This window comes from Aureimonas jatrophae, from assembly GCF_900104035.1.
GTDB lineage: Bacteria > Pseudomonadota > Alphaproteobacteria > Rhizobiales > Rhizobiaceae > Aureimonas > Aureimonas jatrophae.
Map to the genome: position 1 here is coordinate 389,906 of NZ_FNIT01000002.1, position 17,009 is coordinate 406,914.

At 70.4% G+C, this 17,009-nt stretch carries 16 protein-coding genes and 1 pseudogene; 8 read left to right on the top strand and 9 right to left on the bottom strand.

The window, feature by feature from the left end; translation table 11 throughout:
• From BLQ76_RS06220 to BLQ76_RS06240, 5 genes are read right to left on the bottom strand one after another with little or no spacing between them, the layout of a single operon-like run.
• Nucleotides 1-1,077: a Gfo/Idh/MocA family protein gene (locus BLQ76_RS06220; protein ID WP_090670512.1), complete on the bottom strand. Its 1,077-nt coding sequence runs from the start codon at nt 1,075-1,077 to the stop codon at nt 1-3.
• The gene (locus BLQ76_RS06225) at nt 1,074-2,081 is read right to left on the bottom strand and encodes a Gfo/Idh/MocA family protein (protein WP_090670515.1); all 1,008 of its coding nucleotides are present in this window, start codon (nt 2,079-2,081) and stop codon (nt 1,074-1,076) included. The genes BLQ76_RS06220 and BLQ76_RS06225 overlap by 4 nt, the downstream gene beginning before the upstream one ends.
• 14 nt (nt 2,082-2,095) lie before the next feature.
• Complete coding sequence (locus BLQ76_RS06230; RefSeq protein ID WP_090670517.1) at nt 2,096-2,983, bottom strand: carbohydrate ABC transporter permease; 888 nt, start codon at nt 2,981-2,983, stop codon at nt 2,096-2,098.
• Nucleotides 2,973-3,890, bottom strand: coding sequence for a carbohydrate ABC transporter permease (locus BLQ76_RS06235; RefSeq protein ID WP_090671373.1), 918 nt, complete (start codon nt 3,888-3,890; stop codon nt 2,973-2,975). The genes BLQ76_RS06230 and BLQ76_RS06235 overlap by 11 nt, the downstream gene beginning before the upstream one ends.
• 45 nt (nt 3,891-3,935) lie before the next feature.
• Nucleotides 3,936-5,222 (bottom strand): ABC transporter substrate-binding protein, encoded by a 1,287-nt coding sequence (locus BLQ76_RS06240; protein ID WP_090670519.1) that lies wholly within the window; start codon nt 5,220-5,222, stop codon nt 3,936-3,938.
• A 145-nt stretch (nt 5,223-5,367) separates the two neighbouring features.
• Between BLQ76_RS06240 and BLQ76_RS06245 the strand changes: the two genes are divergently transcribed.
• The 7 genes and pseudogenes from BLQ76_RS06245 to BLQ76_RS22485 form a co-directional block, all read left to right on the top strand.
• The gene (locus tag BLQ76_RS06245; protein ID WP_090670522.1) at nt 5,368-6,051 is read left to right on the top strand and encodes a TetR/AcrR family transcriptional regulator; all 684 of its coding nucleotides are present in this window, start codon (nt 5,368-5,370) and stop codon (nt 6,049-6,051) included.
• A gap of 123 nt (nt 6,052-6,174) precedes the next feature.
• A complete protein-coding gene (locus BLQ76_RS06250; RefSeq protein WP_090670524.1) occupies nt 6,175-7,335 on the top strand; it encodes a Gfo/Idh/MocA family protein in 1,161 nt (386 codons plus the stop codon).
• An 11-nt stretch (nt 7,336-7,346) separates the two neighbouring features.
• Nucleotides 7,347-8,513 (top strand): dihydrodipicolinate synthase family protein, encoded by a 1,167-nt coding sequence (locus BLQ76_RS06255; protein WP_090670527.1) that lies wholly within the window; start codon nt 7,347-7,349, stop codon nt 8,511-8,513.
• Nucleotides 8,510-9,325, top strand: coding sequence for a sugar phosphate isomerase/epimerase family protein (locus BLQ76_RS06260; protein WP_090670531.1), 816 nt, complete (start codon nt 8,510-8,512; stop codon nt 9,323-9,325). Before BLQ76_RS06255 ends, BLQ76_RS06260 begins: the two co-directional genes overlap by 4 nt.
• Before the next feature lie 20 nt (nt 9,326-9,345).
• A complete protein-coding gene (locus BLQ76_RS06265) occupies nt 9,346-10,587 on the top strand; it encodes a Gfo/Idh/MocA family protein (protein WP_170842510.1) in 1,242 nt (413 codons plus the stop codon).
• Between the two features lie 162 nt (nt 10,588-10,749).
• Nucleotides 10,750-11,325: an alcohol dehydrogenase catalytic domain-containing protein gene (locus BLQ76_RS22480; protein WP_244519494.1), complete on the top strand. Its 576-nt coding sequence runs from the start codon at nt 10,750-10,752 to the stop codon at nt 11,323-11,325.
• A gap of 15 nt (nt 11,326-11,340) precedes the next feature.
• Nucleotides 11,341-11,721, top strand: a pseudogene (locus tag BLQ76_RS22485) (zinc-binding dehydrogenase); the annotation flags it as partial.
• Nucleotides 11,722-11,769: 48 nt separating this feature from the next.
• On the opposite strand, the gene BLQ76_RS06275 reads toward BLQ76_RS22485, so the two are convergent.
• On the bottom strand, nt 11,770-12,513 hold the full coding sequence (locus tag BLQ76_RS06275; protein ID WP_425285141.1) for a phosphoribosyltransferase: 744 nt from the start codon (nt 12,511-12,513) through the stop codon (nt 11,770-11,772).
• Nucleotides 12,514-12,544: 31 nt separating this feature from the next.
• Between BLQ76_RS06275 and BLQ76_RS06280 the strand changes: the two genes are divergently transcribed.
• A complete protein-coding gene (locus tag BLQ76_RS06280; RefSeq protein WP_090670540.1) occupies nt 12,545-13,711 on the top strand; it encodes a M20 aminoacylase family protein in 1,167 nt (388 codons plus the stop codon).
• On the opposite strand, the gene BLQ76_RS06285 is transcribed toward BLQ76_RS06280, so the two are convergent.
• The 3 genes from BLQ76_RS06285 to BLQ76_RS06295 are packed head-to-tail and all read right to left on the bottom strand — an operon-like array spanning nt 13,708 to nt 16,999.
• Entirely contained in the window at nt 13,708-14,613 is a 906-nt protein-coding gene (locus BLQ76_RS06285) for a nucleoside hydrolase (RefSeq protein ID WP_090670542.1), read from the bottom strand. The genes BLQ76_RS06280 and BLQ76_RS06285 overlap by 4 nt on opposite strands.
• On the bottom strand, nt 14,610-15,941 hold the full coding sequence (locus tag BLQ76_RS06290) for an amidohydrolase family protein (RefSeq protein ID WP_244519495.1): 1,332 nt from the start codon (nt 15,939-15,941) through the stop codon (nt 14,610-14,612). Before BLQ76_RS06290 ends, BLQ76_RS06285 begins: the two co-directional genes overlap by 4 nt.
• Nucleotides 15,938-16,999 carry an ABC transporter ATP-binding protein gene (locus BLQ76_RS06295; protein ID WP_090670545.1) on the bottom strand — a complete coding sequence of 354 codons (1,062 nt, stop codon included), beginning with the start codon at nt 16,997-16,999 and terminating at the stop codon, nt 15,938-15,940. The genes BLQ76_RS06290 and BLQ76_RS06295 overlap by 4 nt, the downstream gene beginning before the upstream one ends.
• Nucleotides 17,000-17,009: the final 10 nt, after the last annotated feature.

The window sequence follows — 17,009 nt, forward strand, 5'->3', positions numbered from 1 at the left end:
TCAAGTCCCGTCCGGGCGCCAGCTCGCGTATTTCGGATGGTCGGCTCCCAGCGGCAGCGCCACGTCGCGGCCCGTTCCCGCCGACTCGTAGATCGCGGTCACGAGCTCCAGCGAGCGCCGCGCGTCGAGGCTCGTCACGGGCGGCGGGCCACCGGCGTCCAGCGCGGCGTGGAAGGCCTTCATCTGCCCCTGGAAGCGGCGACCGACCGGCTCCCAGCCCGCCAGCGCGTCCTCGATCCGCCGCGCGGTCTCGTCGTCGGCCGGAAGCACGGTCCAGGGACCGTCGCCCGGCGAATACGCCGTGTGGGCGCTCTCGAAGGTCACGTTCTCGAAGTGGAGGCGCAGGCGGCTGACCTCGTCCACGCTGCCGAGCGTGGCGGTGGCCGAGAGGAGCGCCCCGTTCTCCATCAGCCAGGAGGCCGACACGCAGTCCTCCACCTCGATCGCGTTCACGCGCGTGGCGGTGCGCGCGAAGACGCGGGCGACCGGGCCGAGAAGGAAGGTCGCGAGGTCGTGGATGTGGATGGCGTGGGTCATCAGGACGCCGCCGAGCTCGGTGCGCCAGCGACCGCGCCAGGGATTGTCGTAATACTCGGCGGTGCGCCGCCAGAAGGTCTCGGCGACGCCCGCATAGGGCTTGCCGGCGATGCCCGCCTCGATGATGCGCTTGGCCTGCATCGCCCCGTCGCCGTAGCGATACTGGAAGATCGGCATGAGGCGTCCGCGCGCGCGGGTCTCGGCCTCGATGATCTCGTCCACCTCCTTGAGCGAGCCGACCAGCGGCTTCTCGCAGACGACGTGCTTGCCCGCATTGAGCGCCTTCAGGATCATCTCGCGGTGGAGCGCGGGCGGCGTGCAGATGTCGAGGATGTCGATGTCGGGACGCGCGAGCAGCGCGTCGAAGTCGGCGACGCGCTCCTCGACGCCGAACGCGTCGCCGACCGACCCGAGGCGCGCCGGGTCGAGGTCGCAGAGCGCGGCCACCTCGAACAGCGCGGCGTTGGGCTGGTAGCCCTCCTCGATATGCGAGCGGCCGATGCCGCAGCCGACCACGGCGACCCGGTAGCGCCGGCTCATGCGCGGGCTCCTTCCGCCATCGCTTGCGCCCGAAGCGCCAGCTCCATGGCCTTGAAGCAGCGCGCCTGCGGCATGGCGGTCTCGGTGCGGTCGCGGATGTCGGCGATGAGCTGGCGCCCGTAGGGCAGGGGCTCGGCCGAACAGTCGACATGCCGGACGCCCTTGGCATCCGTCAGGAAGAGGTGGTCCCCGCCGGGGCGCCCCGCGACGTCGACATACTTGCGCAGCTCGATCATGCCTTCGGTGCCGGTGATGAAGAGGCGCCCGTCGCCCCAGACCGGCAGGCCCTCGGGGGTGAACCAGTCGACGCGGATGAAGCCGTTGACGTCGCGCGTCGCCAGGTGCGCGTCGCCCGTGTCCTGCACGCCTGGATGCTCGCGGTGTCCCCGGTTGGCGACGCGCGCCGACAGGATCTCGGCCTCCTCTGCATCGGCGAAGAACAGGAACTGCTCGAACTGGTGCGAGGCGATGTCGACGAGGATGCCCCCGTAGCGCTCGCGCTGGAAGAACCAGCCGGGGCGGCCGGCGGGGCGCATGCGGTGCGGCCCGAAGCCGGCGGTGGAGACGACCTGTCCTATCGCGCCCGCGCGCACGAGCTCGCCCGCCTTGACGGTCGCGCGGTTCTCGAAGTGCTCGGAATACAGGATCGACAGGATGCGGCCGGTCTCGCGCTGCGTCCGGCGCAGCGTTTCCAGCTGGTCCATCGTGGTCATGCCCGGCTTGTCGAGCATCACGTCCTTGCCGGCCCGCATCGCGCTCTCGGCGATCGCGGCGCGGTCGGCCGGCACGGCGGCACTCACCACGAGGTCGATCGAGGGGTCGTCCAGGATCCAGCGCGGGTCGTCCACCCTCCGTGCCTGCCCGTAGCGCGCGGCGAACGGGGCGGCGAGGTCGTCCTCGGCAGCGCAAAAGCCCGCGAACTCGGCGCCCTCGGCCAGGAGGCAGCCGACCTGTCCGTTGATGTGGTCGTGGTTGATGCCGATCACGGCGAAGCGGATGGTCATGGCGGTCCCGTGGCTCAGCGCTTCATGCCGGTGGTGGCGATGCCCTCGATCAAGAGGCGCTGGAAGAAGAGAAAGAACAGGAAGACGGGGATGAGCGACAGGTTGGACATGGCGAAGAGCGACGACCAGTCCGAAGCGCCGGTCGAGTCCACGAAGGAGCGCAGGCCCAGCTGCACCGTGTAGGTGTCGATGTCGTTGAGGTAGATCAGCGGCCCGAAGAAATCGTCCCAAGTCCAGATGAAGGAGAAGATCGCGGCGGTGGCGAGAACGGGCAGCGACAGCGGCAGCATGATGCGCCAGTAGATCCGCCAGGGCGAGCAGCCGTCCATGATCGCCGCCTCATCCAGCTCGCGCGGGATGCCGCGGAAGAACTGCACCATCAGGAAGATGAAGAACGCATCGGTCGCCAGGTACTTCGGCACGATGAGCGGCAGCGCCGTGTTCACCCAGCCCATCTCCAGGAACATGATGTACTGGGGAATCAGGACGACGTGGTAGGGCAGCATCAACGTGCCCAGCATCAGCGCGAACCAGAAGTCTCGGCCCGCAAAGCGCAGCCGCGCGAACGCAAAGGCGGCGAGCGAGCAGCCCACCACGTTGCCGAGCGTGGCGAAGACCGAGATCACGAGCGAGTTCCAGAAGAACCGGCCGAAGCTCACCTGCAGCCCGGTCCAGCCGCGCACGTAGGACGAGACGTCCACCGCCGAGGGGATGAGCGAGGTGGTGCCGAAGAGTTCGTCCGCCGGGCGCACCGAGCCCGACACCATCCACAGGATGGGATAGAGCATCAGGAGCGAGGCGGCGATCAGCGCCGCGTGGATCAGAACCGACTGGAGCGCCAAGCGGCGGCGGACGGGCTTGGGCGGAGGCAGGGCACGGAGCGGGGCGGCGTCAGTCGTCATAGTGCACCCAGTAGCGAGCCGACAGGAACGAGAAGGCCGTGAACAGGGCGACGATCAGGACGAGGATCCAGGCCAGCGCCGAGGCGTAGCCCATCCGCAGGAAGCCGAAGGCCTCCTGGTAGAGGTAGAGCGTGTAGAAGAGCGTCGAGTTGATCGGCCCGCCCGTGCCTTCCGAGATCACGAAGGCCGGCGTGAAGGCCTTGAACGCGTCGATCGTCTGGATCACCGCGTTGAAGAAGATCACGGGCGTCAGGAGCGGCAGCGTGATGCGGAAGAACTGTCGCGTCTTGGAGGCGCCGTCGATCTCGGCCGCCTCGTACATGTCGGCGGGGATCTGGCGAAGCCCGGCGAGGAAGATGATCATGGGCGAGCCGAACTGCCAGACAGCCAGCACGACCAGCGTGTAGAGGGCGTAGTCGGGGTTCGAGACCCAGCTTGGCCCCTCGATGCCGAAGAGTTTCCAGAGCGCGAGGTTCACGAGCCCGTCGGAGGCGAAGAGCTGGCGCCACAGCACGGCGATGGCGACCGAAGAGCCGAGCAGCGAGGGCAGGTAGAAGATCGCGCGGTAGACCGTGAGGCCCTTGAGGCCCCGGTTGAAGGCCATCGCGACGAGCAGCGCGAAAACGAGCTTCAGCGGCACCGACAGCGCGACGTAGAGGAAGGTCACCTGCATTGCGGCCGCGAACTTCGGGTCGGCGGTCGCGATACGCACGTAGTTCGCAGCACCCACCCAGTTGGGCGAGCGGATGAGGTCGTAGTCGGTGAAGGAGAGGTAGAGCGAGGCCAGCGCCGGACCGAGCGTCAGGCCAAAGAAGCCGACGAGCCAAGGCAGAAGAAAGAGATAGGCCGCCCCGTTGCCCGAGAGCCGGCGGGCCCGCGCGCTGACGGACGCCGGCGCACGGGGCACGGATGCGCTCGGCAGGCCGGCTTCCCCGGTCTGGACGCTCACCGCTCAGCCCCGCTGGAGGATGGCGTTCGCTTCGTTGACGAGAGCCTCGCCGGCCGCCTCCGGCGCCGTCCGCTCGAAGCCGACCTCCTCGTTGAGCCGCTTGAGCACGAAGGCGAGTTCGCCCGCGCCCGGCGGCGGCGAGGGCGGAAGCGGGCCCGCCTCCGGCGTGATCAGCGCGATATAGTCCACCATCGCGCGGTCGGTCTCGCTGAGGCTCGGCGTCAGGACGGCGCGCATGGACTCGGAGGCCGGCACGCCGCGCTCGACGCCGAGCGCCTTCACGCCCTCGGGGTTGGCCACCAGGAAGTTGGCGAAGGCCAGCGCCGGATCCTTGGGCGCGTTGGCCGAAAGGCTGATCAGCATCGATGGCTTGAGGTAGTGGCCGGACGGCGCTTCGGCCGACAGGCGCGGATAGGGACCGAGCGTCAGCTTCGCCTTATTGAGCTTCTGGTAGCCCACGAACTGGTTGGAGTGCATGAAGGCGGTGGCCGCCTTGCCGGTGGTGAGCGCGTTGGACTCGATGTTGAGCTGGTCGAGCGCCTGGACGTCGGCGGGCACGCAGGCCTTGGCCTCGCGCAGGTCGGCCCACAACTGGAACCAGGCCGCGGCGTCGGCCGCGTCGTAGCCGAGCTTGGCATCGTTCGTGTAGAGCGCCTTGCCGCGCTGGCGCAGCCACAGCTCTAAGGCCGGCTCCGTGCCGCCACCGTCGGCCAGCGCGAAGACGCCGGGTCGAGCGCGGTTGGCGGCAAAGCGCTTGGCGCTCTCGGTGATCTGGTCCCACGTTTGGCCGGGGGCGGGCGGCTCAGCCTTGGCATCCTCCCACATCTTGGCGTTGAAGCAGATCGAGGAGGAGTTGACCCCGAGGTTCACGCCGTAGAGCTTGCCGTCGACACGGCCCGAGTCGATGTTGGCCTGGCCGAAGTCGTTGATCGCCAGCGCGCCGCCGACCGCCTCATCCAGCGGCATCAGGGCGCCGCGCCGCGCGTATTCGAAGATGTAGCGGTAGTCCATCTGGATGAGGTCGGGCGCGTTGCGGCCCGCGACCTGCGTGGCGAGGCGCGGCCAGTAGTCCGACCAGCCGGCGAACTCGCCGACGATCTGCGTGCCCGGCGCGACGCTCTTGTAGGCGCCGATCGCGACCTGCGTGCGGTCGGCGCGCTCCTGACTGCCCCACCACAGGAAGCGCAGGCGGCTGTCCTGCGCGAGCGCGCGGCCTCCACCCAGCGCAAGGAGCGAGAGCGAAGCCGCACCGCCCTGCAGGAGGGCACGCCGCGTCACGGACTGGATCATCGCATTCCTCCCTTGGCGGCCCCGCTTTGCGGGGCACGGCGCACCGGTTTTCGTTGGTTGCGCACCGGCTTTGTTGCCGGCTTATAACTGATTGGTTACAAGGGTGCGCATCGATCCAAGGCGATGTCAAGCAGGAGGGCGCCGGTTGGGCGACGTCGATCAAGCCGAAACGAAATTCGACCACAAGCCGCCCGCCGCCTCGCGCGCGCAGCGCCTCGCGCGCAATCCGGAGAAGACCCGCGCCGCGATCCTGGAGGCGGCACGGCGCGAGATCGCCGAGAAGGGGCTGGCGGGCGCGCGCGTCGATGTCGTGGCGCGCCGCGCGGCGACCAACAAGCGGATGATCTACCACTACTTCGGCGACAAGGACGGGCTCTACCTCGCCGTTCTGGAGGAGACCTACCGGCATATCCGCCAGGCCGAGCGACGGCTGGACCTCGCGCGCCGCGAGCCCGAGGAGGGCCTGCGCGAACTGGCGCTCTTCACGTGGCACTACTACCTCGACCACCCGGAATTCCTGAGCATCCTTTCGACGGAAAATCTCAATCACGCCCGCTATCTCCGGCAGGCGCCAGGCATCGCGGAGATGCACTCGAACTTCATCTCGGAACTGGCGGGCGTCCTGGCGCGCGGGGCCGAGCGCGGCGTCTTCAAGCCGGACCTCGACCCGGTCACGGTCTACATGACCATCGCCTCGCTCTCATGGTTCCACCGCTCCAACCGCTACACGCTGTCCGCCATCTTCCGGCGCGACCTGCAGGCCAGGGGCGAGCTCGACCGGTGGGGCGACCATATCGTGGCGACCGTGCTCGCCTCGGTTCGCGCCTGACAAACATGTCCGATCGACATCGTAAGGCCGGTTGACAAGACGCCCGCCTGCGCCCAACAAATAACCAAACGGTTACAAGTTCGACGTCGGATCCCGGCGATCGATCGCCAGGGAGGATCAGCGATGAAGCGCATCGGCGTCATCATGCACGGCATCACGGGCCGCATGGGCTACAACCAGCATCTGGTGCGCTCGGTGCTCGCGATCCGCGACCAGGGCGGCGTCCAGCTATCCACCGGCGAGCGCGTCTCGCTCGATCCCATCCTGGTCGGCCGCAACGGTGCGAAGATCGAGGAGATCGCGCGCCGCCACGGCGTCGAGCGCTGGACCACCGACGTCGACGCCGCGCTCCGCAACCCCGACGACACGCTGTTCTTCGACGCCGGCACGACGCAGATGCGCGCCGGCCTCATCGCCAAGGCGATCGAGGCGGGCAAGGACGTCTACTGCGAGAAGCCCATCGCCGACACGATGGAGGAGGCGCTCGCCGTGGCCGAGCTCGCCGAGCGTTCCGGCGTGCGCCACGGCGTGGTGCAGGACAAGCTCTTCCTGCCGGGCCTGCGCAAGCTCGCCATGCTGCGCGACGCCGGCTTCTTCGGGCAGATCCTGTCGGTGCGCGGCGAGTTCGGCTACTGGGTCTTCGAGGGCGACCTCCAGCCCGCCCAGCGGCCGTCCTGGAACTACCGCGCCAAGGACGGCGGCGGCATCATCCTCGACATGCTCTGCCACTGGCGCTACGTGCTCGACAACCTCTTCGGCGAGGTGCGCGCCGTCTCCTGCCTGGGCGCGACGCACATCCCGAGCCGCACCGACGAGCGCGGCCAGCGCTACCAGGCGGACGCCGACGACGCGGCCTATGCGACCTTCGAGCTGGAAGGCGGTGTGATCGCCCAGATCAACTCATCCTGGACCGTGCGCGTGCGCCGCGACGACCTCGTGACCTTCCAGGTCGACGGCACGCACGGCTCGGCGGTGGCGGGGCTCACGAAGTGCTGGACCCAGCATCGCGTCAACACGCCCAAGCCCGTCTGGAATCCCGACCAGCCGCAGACGATCGACTTCTACCGGACCTGGGACGAGGTGCCCGATACGGTCAGCTACGACAACGGTTTCAAGGCGCAGTGGGAGATGTTCGTGCGCCACTTGGCGGAAGGGGCGCCCTGGTCCTACGGCTTGATGGAAGGCGTGAAGGGCGTCCAGCTCGCCGAGCTGGGCCTTCGGTCCTGGCGCGAGCGGCGCTGGCTCGACGTGCCCTCGCTCGCCCGTCGGCAGATGGCGGCCTGAGGGGCGCTCCCGTGACCGAGATCCGCCTTCCCACCGACGCGGGACGCGTCGAGCCCTACCGTCTCGCCGGCACGCCTGTTCCGCTCGAGCGCCGCAGCGCCGCGGACTTCAACCGCGTCGCCTATGCCGCCGCCCACGTCGTCGCCGATCCGCTCGCGCCCTCCGACCCCTGGCTCGAGCCGGCGATCGACTGGGAGGCGACGCTGCGATTCCGCCACCGGCTCTGGGACCTCGGCCTCGGCGTCGCCGAGGCGATGGACACGGCCCAGCGTGGCATGGGTCTGTCCTGGCCGGACGCGCAGGAGCTGATCCGCCGCTCGCTCAAGGAGGCGCGCTCGCGCGACGATGCCCTGATCGCCTGCGGGGCCGGCACCGACCATCTGGCGCCCGATCCCGCGCTGTCGCCGGGCGACATCGCGGCCGCCTACGAGGCGCAGACCGGCTTCGTGGAAGGCGAGGGCGGGCGCGTCATCCTGATGGCGAGCCGGGCGCTCGCGGCCGCCGCGCGGAGCCCCGACGACTACCTCGAGGTCTATGGCCGCGTTCTCTCCGGCGTGCGAAGCCCCGTCATCATCCATTGGCTCGGCGAGATGTTCGATCCCGCGCTGGAGGGGTACTGGGGCTCGCGCGACCATGGCCGAGCCATGGACACGTGCCTCGCGATGATCGAGGCGAACGCGGCGAAGATCGACGGCATCAAGATCTCGCTCCTGTCGAAGGACAAGGAGATCGCCATGCGCCGCCGGCTGCCGGCGGGCGTGCGCATGTATACGGGCGACGACTTCAACTATGCCGAGCTCATCGCGGGCGACGAGGAGGGCCATTCCGACGCCCTGCTCGGCATCTTCGACGCCATCGCGCCCGCCGCCTCGCAGGCGCTGGCCAGCCTCAGCCGCGGCTCTCTCAACGAGTTTCACGACACGCTGGAGCCGACGGTCGCCCTGTCGCGCCACATCTTCCGCGCGCCCACCCGCTTCTACAAGACGGGCGTCGTCTTCCTGGCCTGGCTGAACGGGCTGCAGAGCCACTTCACCATGGTGGGCGGGCAGGAGAGCGCGCGCTCGACGCTGCACTTTTCGGAGCTCTTCCGCCTCGCCGACCGGGCGGGCGCGCTCGCCGAGCCCGATCTCGCCGCGCGGCGCATGGGCCGCTTTCTCGAGCTGCGGGGCGTCGCATGAGCGTCGAGGGGCTGTCCATCAACTTCGCGACCCTGCGCCAGGGCGGCAGCTTCGGCGCGATCGTCGACGCGTGCCTTGCGGAGGGCGTCACCGCCATCTCGCCCTGGCGCGAATATGTCGGTGACCTGGCGGAGGCCACGCGCATCGTCGCGCTCAACGGGCTGCGCGTCACCGGCCACTGCCGGGGCGGCTTCTTTCCCGCCGCCGATGCTCAGGGTCGGCTTGCCGCGCTCGAGGCGAACCGGCGCGCCGTGGACGAGGCGGCCGCGCTCGGCGCCGCGTGCCTCGTGATGGTGGTGGGCGGCCTGCCGCCGGGCTCGCGCGATCTGCCGGGCGCGCGCGCCATGGTCGCGGACGGCATGGCCGAGCTTCTGCCCTATGCGCGCGCTGCCGGCGTGCCGCTGGCGATCGAGCCGCTCCACCCCACCTACGCGGCGGACCGCGCCTGCATCAACACGCTCAAGCAGTCGCTCGACCTGTGCGACGAGCTCGGGAGCGGCGTCGGCGTCGCGATCGACGTCTACCATGTCTGGTGGGACCCCGAGCTGGAAGCGCAGATCGAGCGGGCGGGCCGGGGCGGGCGCATTCTCGCCCACCATGTCTGCGACTGGCTGGTGCCCACCACGGACCCGCTCAACGACCGCGGCATGATGGGCGACGGGGTGATCGACCTCAGGCGCTTCCGCGCCCTGATCGAGACGGCGGGCTTCCATGGACCGCAGGAGGTCGAGATCTTCTCGACGCGATGGGGCACGCGGCCGATCGGCGAGGTGGTGCGCACCTGCGTCGAGCGTTACCGGACGGTTTGCTGAGAGGGCGCAAGGGCATGGACATGGGCAGGAAGCGCACGCGCTACGCGCTGGTCGGCACGGGCAATCGCGGCACCACCATGTGGGGACGCGAGCTCCTCGACGGGTGGAGCGAGTTCGTGGAACTCGTCGGCATCTGCGACCTGAACCTCATGCGCGCCGAGCGGGCGCGCGCGATGATCGGGTCGGATGCGCCGCTCTACGACGATGTCGACCGCATGCTCTCGGAGCTGCGGCCCGAGCTCGTGATCGTCTGCACGCCCGACGACACGCACGACGATATCGTGGTGCGCGCACTGGAGGCGGGAGCCGACGTCATCTCCGAGAAGCCCATGGCGACGACGCGCGAGAAGGTCGCGCGCATCCGCGAGGCGGAGCAGCGCACCGGCCGGCGCGTCGACGTCTCCTTCAACTACCGCTTCTCGCCGACCGCCGCGCGCATCAAGGAGCTGATCGAGGAGGGCGCGATCGGCGAGGTCACCTCGGTGGACTTCCACTGGTACCTCGATAACCGGCACGGGGCCGACTACTTCCGGCGCTGGCACGCCTTCACGCGCCATTCGGGCTCGCTCTTCGTCCACAAGGCGACCCACCATTTCGACCTTCTGAACTGGTACCTCGACTCCGATCCGGCCGAGGTGAAGGGCTTCGGCCAGCTTCTCCATTACGGCCGCAACGGCCCGTTCCGGGGCGAGCGCTGCCGCACCTGCCCGCACAAGGACGCGTGCGACTACTACATGGACCTTGCCGCCGACCCGTTCCTCGACACGCTCTATGAAGACCCGTCGAGCGTCGACGGCTACCATCGCGACGCCTGCGTCTTCCGCGAGGATATCGACATCCCCGACACGATGACCGCGGCGATCCGCTACGCCAGCGGCGTCCAGGTCTCCTACTCACTCAACACCTACATGCCGATCGAGGGCCACCATATCGCCTTCAACGGCCATCGCGGCCGCATCGAGATGCGGCAGTACGAGAAGCAGCCCTGGAGCGAGCCGCCGGCCGACGAGATCCTGCTCGTCAAGAGCTTCGGCGGCGGGGTGGAGCGCATCTGGGTGCCGCATGAGCCCGGCGGGCACTACGGCGGCGACAACCGCATGCGCGACATGATCTTCCGCCCCGGCTCCAACGACCGCCTCCGCCAGCGCGCGGGCTCGCGCGCGGGCGCCATGTCCGTGCTCTGCGGCCTCGCGGCGCTCCAGAGCTCGCGCGAGGGGGATACGGTGCGGATCGAGCCTCTCTCGCCGGAGATCGTACGCTAGCCCGCCTGCGAGGCACGAACAGGACATGTGCAGGGTCCGGCGCGCGACCGCTCCGCCGACCGCTTCGTCACGCACGAGCCGTGCCGTCGCGGCAGCGGATCCCCGATCGGTGGTTGCGACCTAGTTGTGGGGCATCGCACATCCGAACTGGGACCTTGCATCATGCGCAGCCTCGTCTTCGACCGTTTCGGCGACCCCGCCGAGGTGTTGAGCCTGTCCGAGCGCGAACCGCCGGCTCCCGGGCCGGGCGAGGCGCGGCTGCGCATGGTCCTGTCCCCGATCCACAACCACGACCTGATGACGATCGCGGGGACCTACGGTCACAAGCCGCCGCTTCCGGCGGTCGGGGGCACCGAGGCGCTCGGCATCGTGGAGGCGCTCGGCGACGGCGTGGATCACCTTCGGGTCGGCCAACGCGTCACCGGCGGCGCGCGCCAGACCTGGGCGGACCGCTATCTGGTGGATGCCCGGCAGGCGCGCCCCGTGCCGGATGCGATCGCCGACGAGACCGCCTGCCAGCTCATCGCGATGCCGCTCAGCGCCCGGATGCTGCTGGCGACACTGGGGCTCGGGCGCGGCGACTGGCTGGTTCAGAACAGCGCCAACGGCGCGGTGGGACGTCTCGTGTCGCGCTTCGCCGCAGAGCAGGGCATCAACGTTCTCGGTCTCGTTCGCCGCGATGCCGCGGTCGATGAGCTGGCCGCCGTCGGCATCACCCGTGTCGTGTCGACCGAGTAGCCCGACTGGGATACCCGCGCCCGCGATCTGATCGGCGACGGCCGGGTCCGCGCGGGACTGGACTCGATCGGTGGCGACGGCCCGGCGCAACTGGCGCGGCTGGTCGCGGAGGGCGGCGAGATCGTCATCTTCGGCGCGCTGAGCGGAGAACCGATCCGCCTCGATCCATCGGTCGCGATCTTTCAGCAGATCACGGTGCGCGGCTTCTGGGCCGCCCAGTCGGGCTTGTCGCCGGAGACGATCGGCGGTCTCCTGGAGGAACTCGTCGCCGAGGCGTCAGAGGGCCGGCTCACGCTTCCGGTCGAGGCCATCATCCCGCTCGATCGCTACGCCGACGCCCTCGCGGCCACCCGCAGGCCCGGACGCAAGGGAAAGGTTCTCCTGCAAGGCCGGTGACGCATCGGCGCAGCCGGGATCCCGATCGGCTTGGGAACGCACCGCCCGTCAGGCTGCCGGCTCGTAGCGGCCGTCGGTTCGGCGTGCGAGGCGCGGCGAGCGCAGCGCGGCGACCACCCGCAGGCCGGGCGCCACGCTTTCCAGGACGTCGCGCCAGAGCTCGCCCTGCAGCATGGCCGCCCCGACCGCGACCGGCCGGCAGCCCGCCGCCTCCAGAAGGCGCAGGGCCGAGCCGATCGAGGCACCGGTGCTGAGGACGTCGTCGATCAGGAGGACGCGCCGGCCCTCGATCAGCGGCAGCATACGCGGGTCGAGGTAGAGCGTCTTGCCGGCGCCGGGGCTGGTGATCGAGCGCAGCGGCTGGCTGAGCTTCTCGTCGTACCAGAACTTGCGCGAGGTCCCGAGCGCCACCATCCGCGCGTGGCCGAGCCGGCGCGCGACCCCGTTCGCCAGCGGGAGGCCGAGCGTCGGAACGCCCACCACGACCTCGGGCGCAAGAGGCCTTGCAAGGTCGGCCACCGCGTCCGCCAGCGCGTCCTCGACCGCGAAGCTCGCCTGGTTCACGATCAGCGAGGCGACCGCCCTGGAGCCGTCGCCCGGCAGCACGCGGATCGGCAGGAGGATTTGCCGCCCGTCGGGAAGGCTTGCGGGATAGGCGCCGCGATGGCCGCTGGACGGCGCGGCCTCGAACGTGCCGGGCGGGTGGAGTTCCTGCCAGAATTCATGCGGATCGGGAATGGATGGCGGTGCGGACAGGGCTTGCTCTCCGGCTGGGGAACGGCTGCAAGGAATTAGCGAACAGGCGCGGAAGGAACCAGTCATGATGGACGGCGGCGACCGGGACGGCTTCGAGATCGAGGCGATGACCGCGCTCCGGCGCGATCTCCATGCCCATCCCGAGCTCGGCTTCGAGGAACATCGCACGAGTGCGATCGTCGCGGCGCAGCTGGAGGAGGCGGGGATCACGGTGACGCGCGGCCTCGGGCGGACCGGCCTCGTCGGCACCCTGCAGGCGGGCGAGGGGACGCGGGCCATCATGCTGCGAGCCGACATGGACGCGCTCGCCATGCCCGAGGTCGGCACGCCGCCCTGGCGTTCCACCGCCGAGAACCGCATGCATGCCTGCGGCCACGACGGGCATACCGCGATGCTGCTTGCGGCCGCCCGGCATCTCGCCCGAACGCGCCGCTTCTCCGGCACGGTGCACTTCGTGTTCCAGCCCGCCGAAGAGGGACGGGGCGGCGCCAAGGCGATGGTCGAGGATGGCTTGTTCAAGCGCTTTCCCGTGGCGCGCGCCTTTGGCCTTCACAACATGCCGGGTCTGGAGACCGACGAGATGGCGGTGGTGGCCGGGCCGCAGCTCGCCTCCTCCGACAGCTGGACCGTCACCTTCCGGGGCGTCGGCACGCATGGCGCCAAGCCCCATCTCGGGCGCGACGCGGTGACGGCGGCCGCGCAGTTCCTTAGTGCCCTTCACACGATCGTCGCGCGCCGCGTCGACCCGCTCCAGCCGGCCGTGGTCAGCGCCTGCGCGCTGGAGGCGGGAAACTTCGCGGCGCTCAACGTCATTCCCGACGAGGTGCGGATCGGGGGAACGGCGCGCGCCTACGAGGCCGGGGTTCGCGACCAGCTGGAGGCCGAGATCGGTCAACTGGCGCAGGGCGTGGCCATGACCTTCGGCATTGCGGCCGACTACCGATTCATCCGCCGCATCCCGCCCGTGGTGAACGAGCCCGAGGCGACGGCATCGGCGCTGGAAGCCGCCAGGGCTGCGACCGGCGGACGCGTGCGCACCGCGTTCCCGCCGTCCACCGCCGGCGACGATTTCGCCTTCTTCGGCCGCGTTCCCGCAGCCTACGTCTGGCTCGGCAACGGCCCGGCGGTGGACGGGGCACTGCACCACAACTCGGCCTACGACTTCAACGACGCGGCGCTCCTCACCGGTGCGCGCTTCTGGACCGCGCTGGTGGAGCGCGAGCTGCCGGCCTAGCGAAGGCTCTGCACGAAGAGGGCGAGCGCCGCCTCGCCGTCCGCACCGAGCGCGACGTTGGCGGGTGCTCCGGTCGGATCGACGTGGAGGCGACCGGCCTCGGGCCCGTCCGAACGATCCACGCGCAGATGCAGCGTTTCCGCCGGAAACAGGTCGGGGCGCAGCAGCTGAAGCGGGACGCAGGGGTCGTGCAACGGGCGGCTTTCGCGCGTCGCCGCATCGCGAAAGTAGGCCTCCACGATCTCGCCGGCCTTGCGGGCCAGCGGCGAGGACAGCGCCAGGAGATCGCGCACCGTGTCGCGCGAGGCCCGCACGCGGCGCGTGGCGTCGAGCGGCACGAGCGTCAGGTCGAGACCGGCGCGCAGCACCGCGTCGGCGGCCTCCGGGTCGTAGGCGAGGTTGAACTCCGACATCGGACCGACATTGCCGGGTTCGCGGATCGTCCCGCCCATGGCGACGACCCGTCCGATGCGTCGCGCGGCGTCGGGTGCCTCTTCGAGCAGACGTGCGAGGTTGGTGAGCGGCCCGAGGCAGAGAAGGTCGATCGTGCCCGCCGCCTCGGTGCGCAGCGTTTCGGCCAGGAAACGGGCGGCCGATCCCGTGCGCGCAGGAACGGGGGCCGGCAGCGCGACGCCCCCGAGCCCGTCCGCGCCGTGGATCGCCGCCTCGTCGATGCCCGCCCGCACCGAGGGTGCGGCGGCGCCGGCATGGAGCGGCACGTCGTGCCGGCCGGCCAGCGCCAGAAGCGCCCCGGCATTGGCCGAGGTGCGCTCGAGGCCGATATTGCCGGCAAGCGTGGTGACGCCGCGCAGCGCGAAGCCGGGATGGGCCAGCACCAGAAGGATCGCCAGCGCATCGTCGAGGCCGGGGTCGGTGTCGACGAGGACCGGACGGGGGGTCACGGCGCAGTCCCCTCGTCGATGCGCCGCATCTCGGCCCCGAAGGCGAGGGCGATCTGCCGCGCGTCGGCGACGGCCTTCGCCTCGTCCACCGTTTCCACCACGCGGTCGCGCATCAGCCAGCGGCCCGCGACCATGGTCGCGCGGATGTCGGCCGGCGTGGCTGCGAAGACCAGCGCGGCGTGCGTGTCGTAGATCGGCTGGAGGCGCGCGGCCGAGAGGTCGACCCGTAGGAGGTCGGCCTGTTTGCCCGGCTCCAGCGAGCCGATCCTCGCCTCCAGTCCGAGCGCGCGGGCGCCCTCGACGGTGGCCATGCGAACGACGTCGCGGGCCGGCAGCGGCCGGCGCGAGCCCGCCAGAAGCTTGGCGAACATCGAGACGGGCGCGAGCTGTGCGAAGAGATCGAGCGTGTTGCCGCTCATCGGTCCGTCCGTGCCGATGCCGACCGGGATGCCGGCGGCGCGCAGTCGCTCCACCGGCGCGATGCCGCGCCCCGCCTTGCCGTTGGAGCGCGGGTTGGTGGCCGCGCGCACGCCGTTCTCGGCCAGGAGCGCGACGTCGCGCTCGTCCACATGGATGACGTGGGCGCCGAGGAGGTTGGCCCGGAGCACGCCGGTCGGCGCAATCGCCCGGACCGGCGTGGCGTCGTGGTTCTCGCGCGCCCAGCGCACTTCGAGATCGCTCTCGGCCAGATGCATCTGGACGGGCAGCGCCGGATGGTCGGCGCTCCACCGCACGACGCGCTCCAGGGTCGCAAGCCCTGTGGAGTAGGGCGCGTGGGGGGCGAGCGAGGGGGTGACGAGCGGATGCTCTTCGAACTCGGCGACGAGGTCGGCGACGCGCCGCCAGCCCGCCTCCATGTCGGCATGGTCGGGGGCGGCGAAGTCGGCGATGGTCTGCCCCACCACGCCGCGAAGGCCGGCGTGGGCGAGGACGCGTCCGACCTGCGTCTCGAAATAGTACATGTCGGCGAGCGTTGTGACGCCGCCCCGAATGCTCTCGGCCGCCGCCAGCGCCGTTCCCGCGCGCACCACCTCGGCGGTCACGAAGCGGCGCTCCAGGGGCAGGATGTAGCGGTAGAGTCGGTCGTCGATGTCCTCGGCCAGACCCCGGAACAGGGTCATGGCGAGATGGGCATGGGCGTTGACGAAGCCCGGCATGACGAGATCGCCCGCGCAGTCGACGCGCTCGGCCTCCGTCCGCGGCGGCGCCTCGCCGGACCCGAGCGCGCGGATCGTGTCGCCCTCGACCAGCAGCCAGCCGCGCTCGATCTCGCGGCCCGCCGCATCCATCGTGAGGATGCGGGCATCGTGAAGGAGCGTTGTGCTCACGCGCTCGCCGGCAGGATGGCGCACTGCTCGAGACGCGGCACGAGGCGGGCGCGGGTGCCGGGTTCGAGCGGACGGTCGAGCGCGCCGTTCGCGAGCAGCGGCCCGGCCGCCGTGCCGCACTGGTACTGGTAGGCGCGGCCAAGATACGTGCGCAGCCCGAGATCGGCGGGCAGGCCCTCGCCCTCGCCGGTCTCGACGCCGAGCCCTTCGGGGCGGGTGGCGAGCACGAAGCGGTCCGGGATCGCGCCTAGGCGCTCGGGGTCGAGACGAAGCGTGCCGCCGTCGGCGGTGCGGGCCACGACGTCGCGCTCGCGTCGCTCGTGAACCGTCATGGGCACGAGGTTCTCGAAGCCGACGAAGCGGGCGACGAAGCTGTCCACCGGCCGGCTGTAGAGCACCTCCGGCCGGTCGAGCTGGAGGATGCGCCCGTCGCGCATGATGGCCACGCGATCCGAAATCGAGAAGGCCTCCTCCTGGTCGTGCGTGACGTAGAGGGCCGTGGTGCCGTTGGCGCGCTGCAGGGCGCGGATCTCGACGCGCATGTCGACACGCAGCTTGGCATCGAGGTTGGAGAGTGGCTCGTCGAACATCAGGAGCGGCGGCTCGATCACGAGCGCGCGGGCGAGCGCGACGCGCTGCTTCTGACCGCCCGACAAGGCGGCCGGCATCCGGCCGGCAAAGGCGGAAAGGCCGACGCGCTCCAGCATGGCCGATGTGCGCCGCTCTCGCTCCGCCTTGTCGACGCCGCGCTGCTTCAGGCCGTAGCTGACGTTGGAGGCGACGTCGAGATGGGGAAACAGGGCGTAGTTCTGGAACACGAGGCCGATGTCGCGCCGGTGCGCGGGCAGGCGCGTGAGGTCGCGCGCACCCAGCCGGATCTCGCCGGCGCTCGGCTCGAGGAAGCCCGCGACGAGACGCAGCGTCGTGGTCTTGCCGCAGCCCGAGGCGCCGAGCAGCGAGACGAGCTCGCCCTCGGCCACCTCCAGCGAGAGGTCCTTGAGGACGGTGGTCGCGCCGTAGCGCGCCGAGACGTTCCGGATGGACAGCGGCTGAGCCAAGACGAAAACC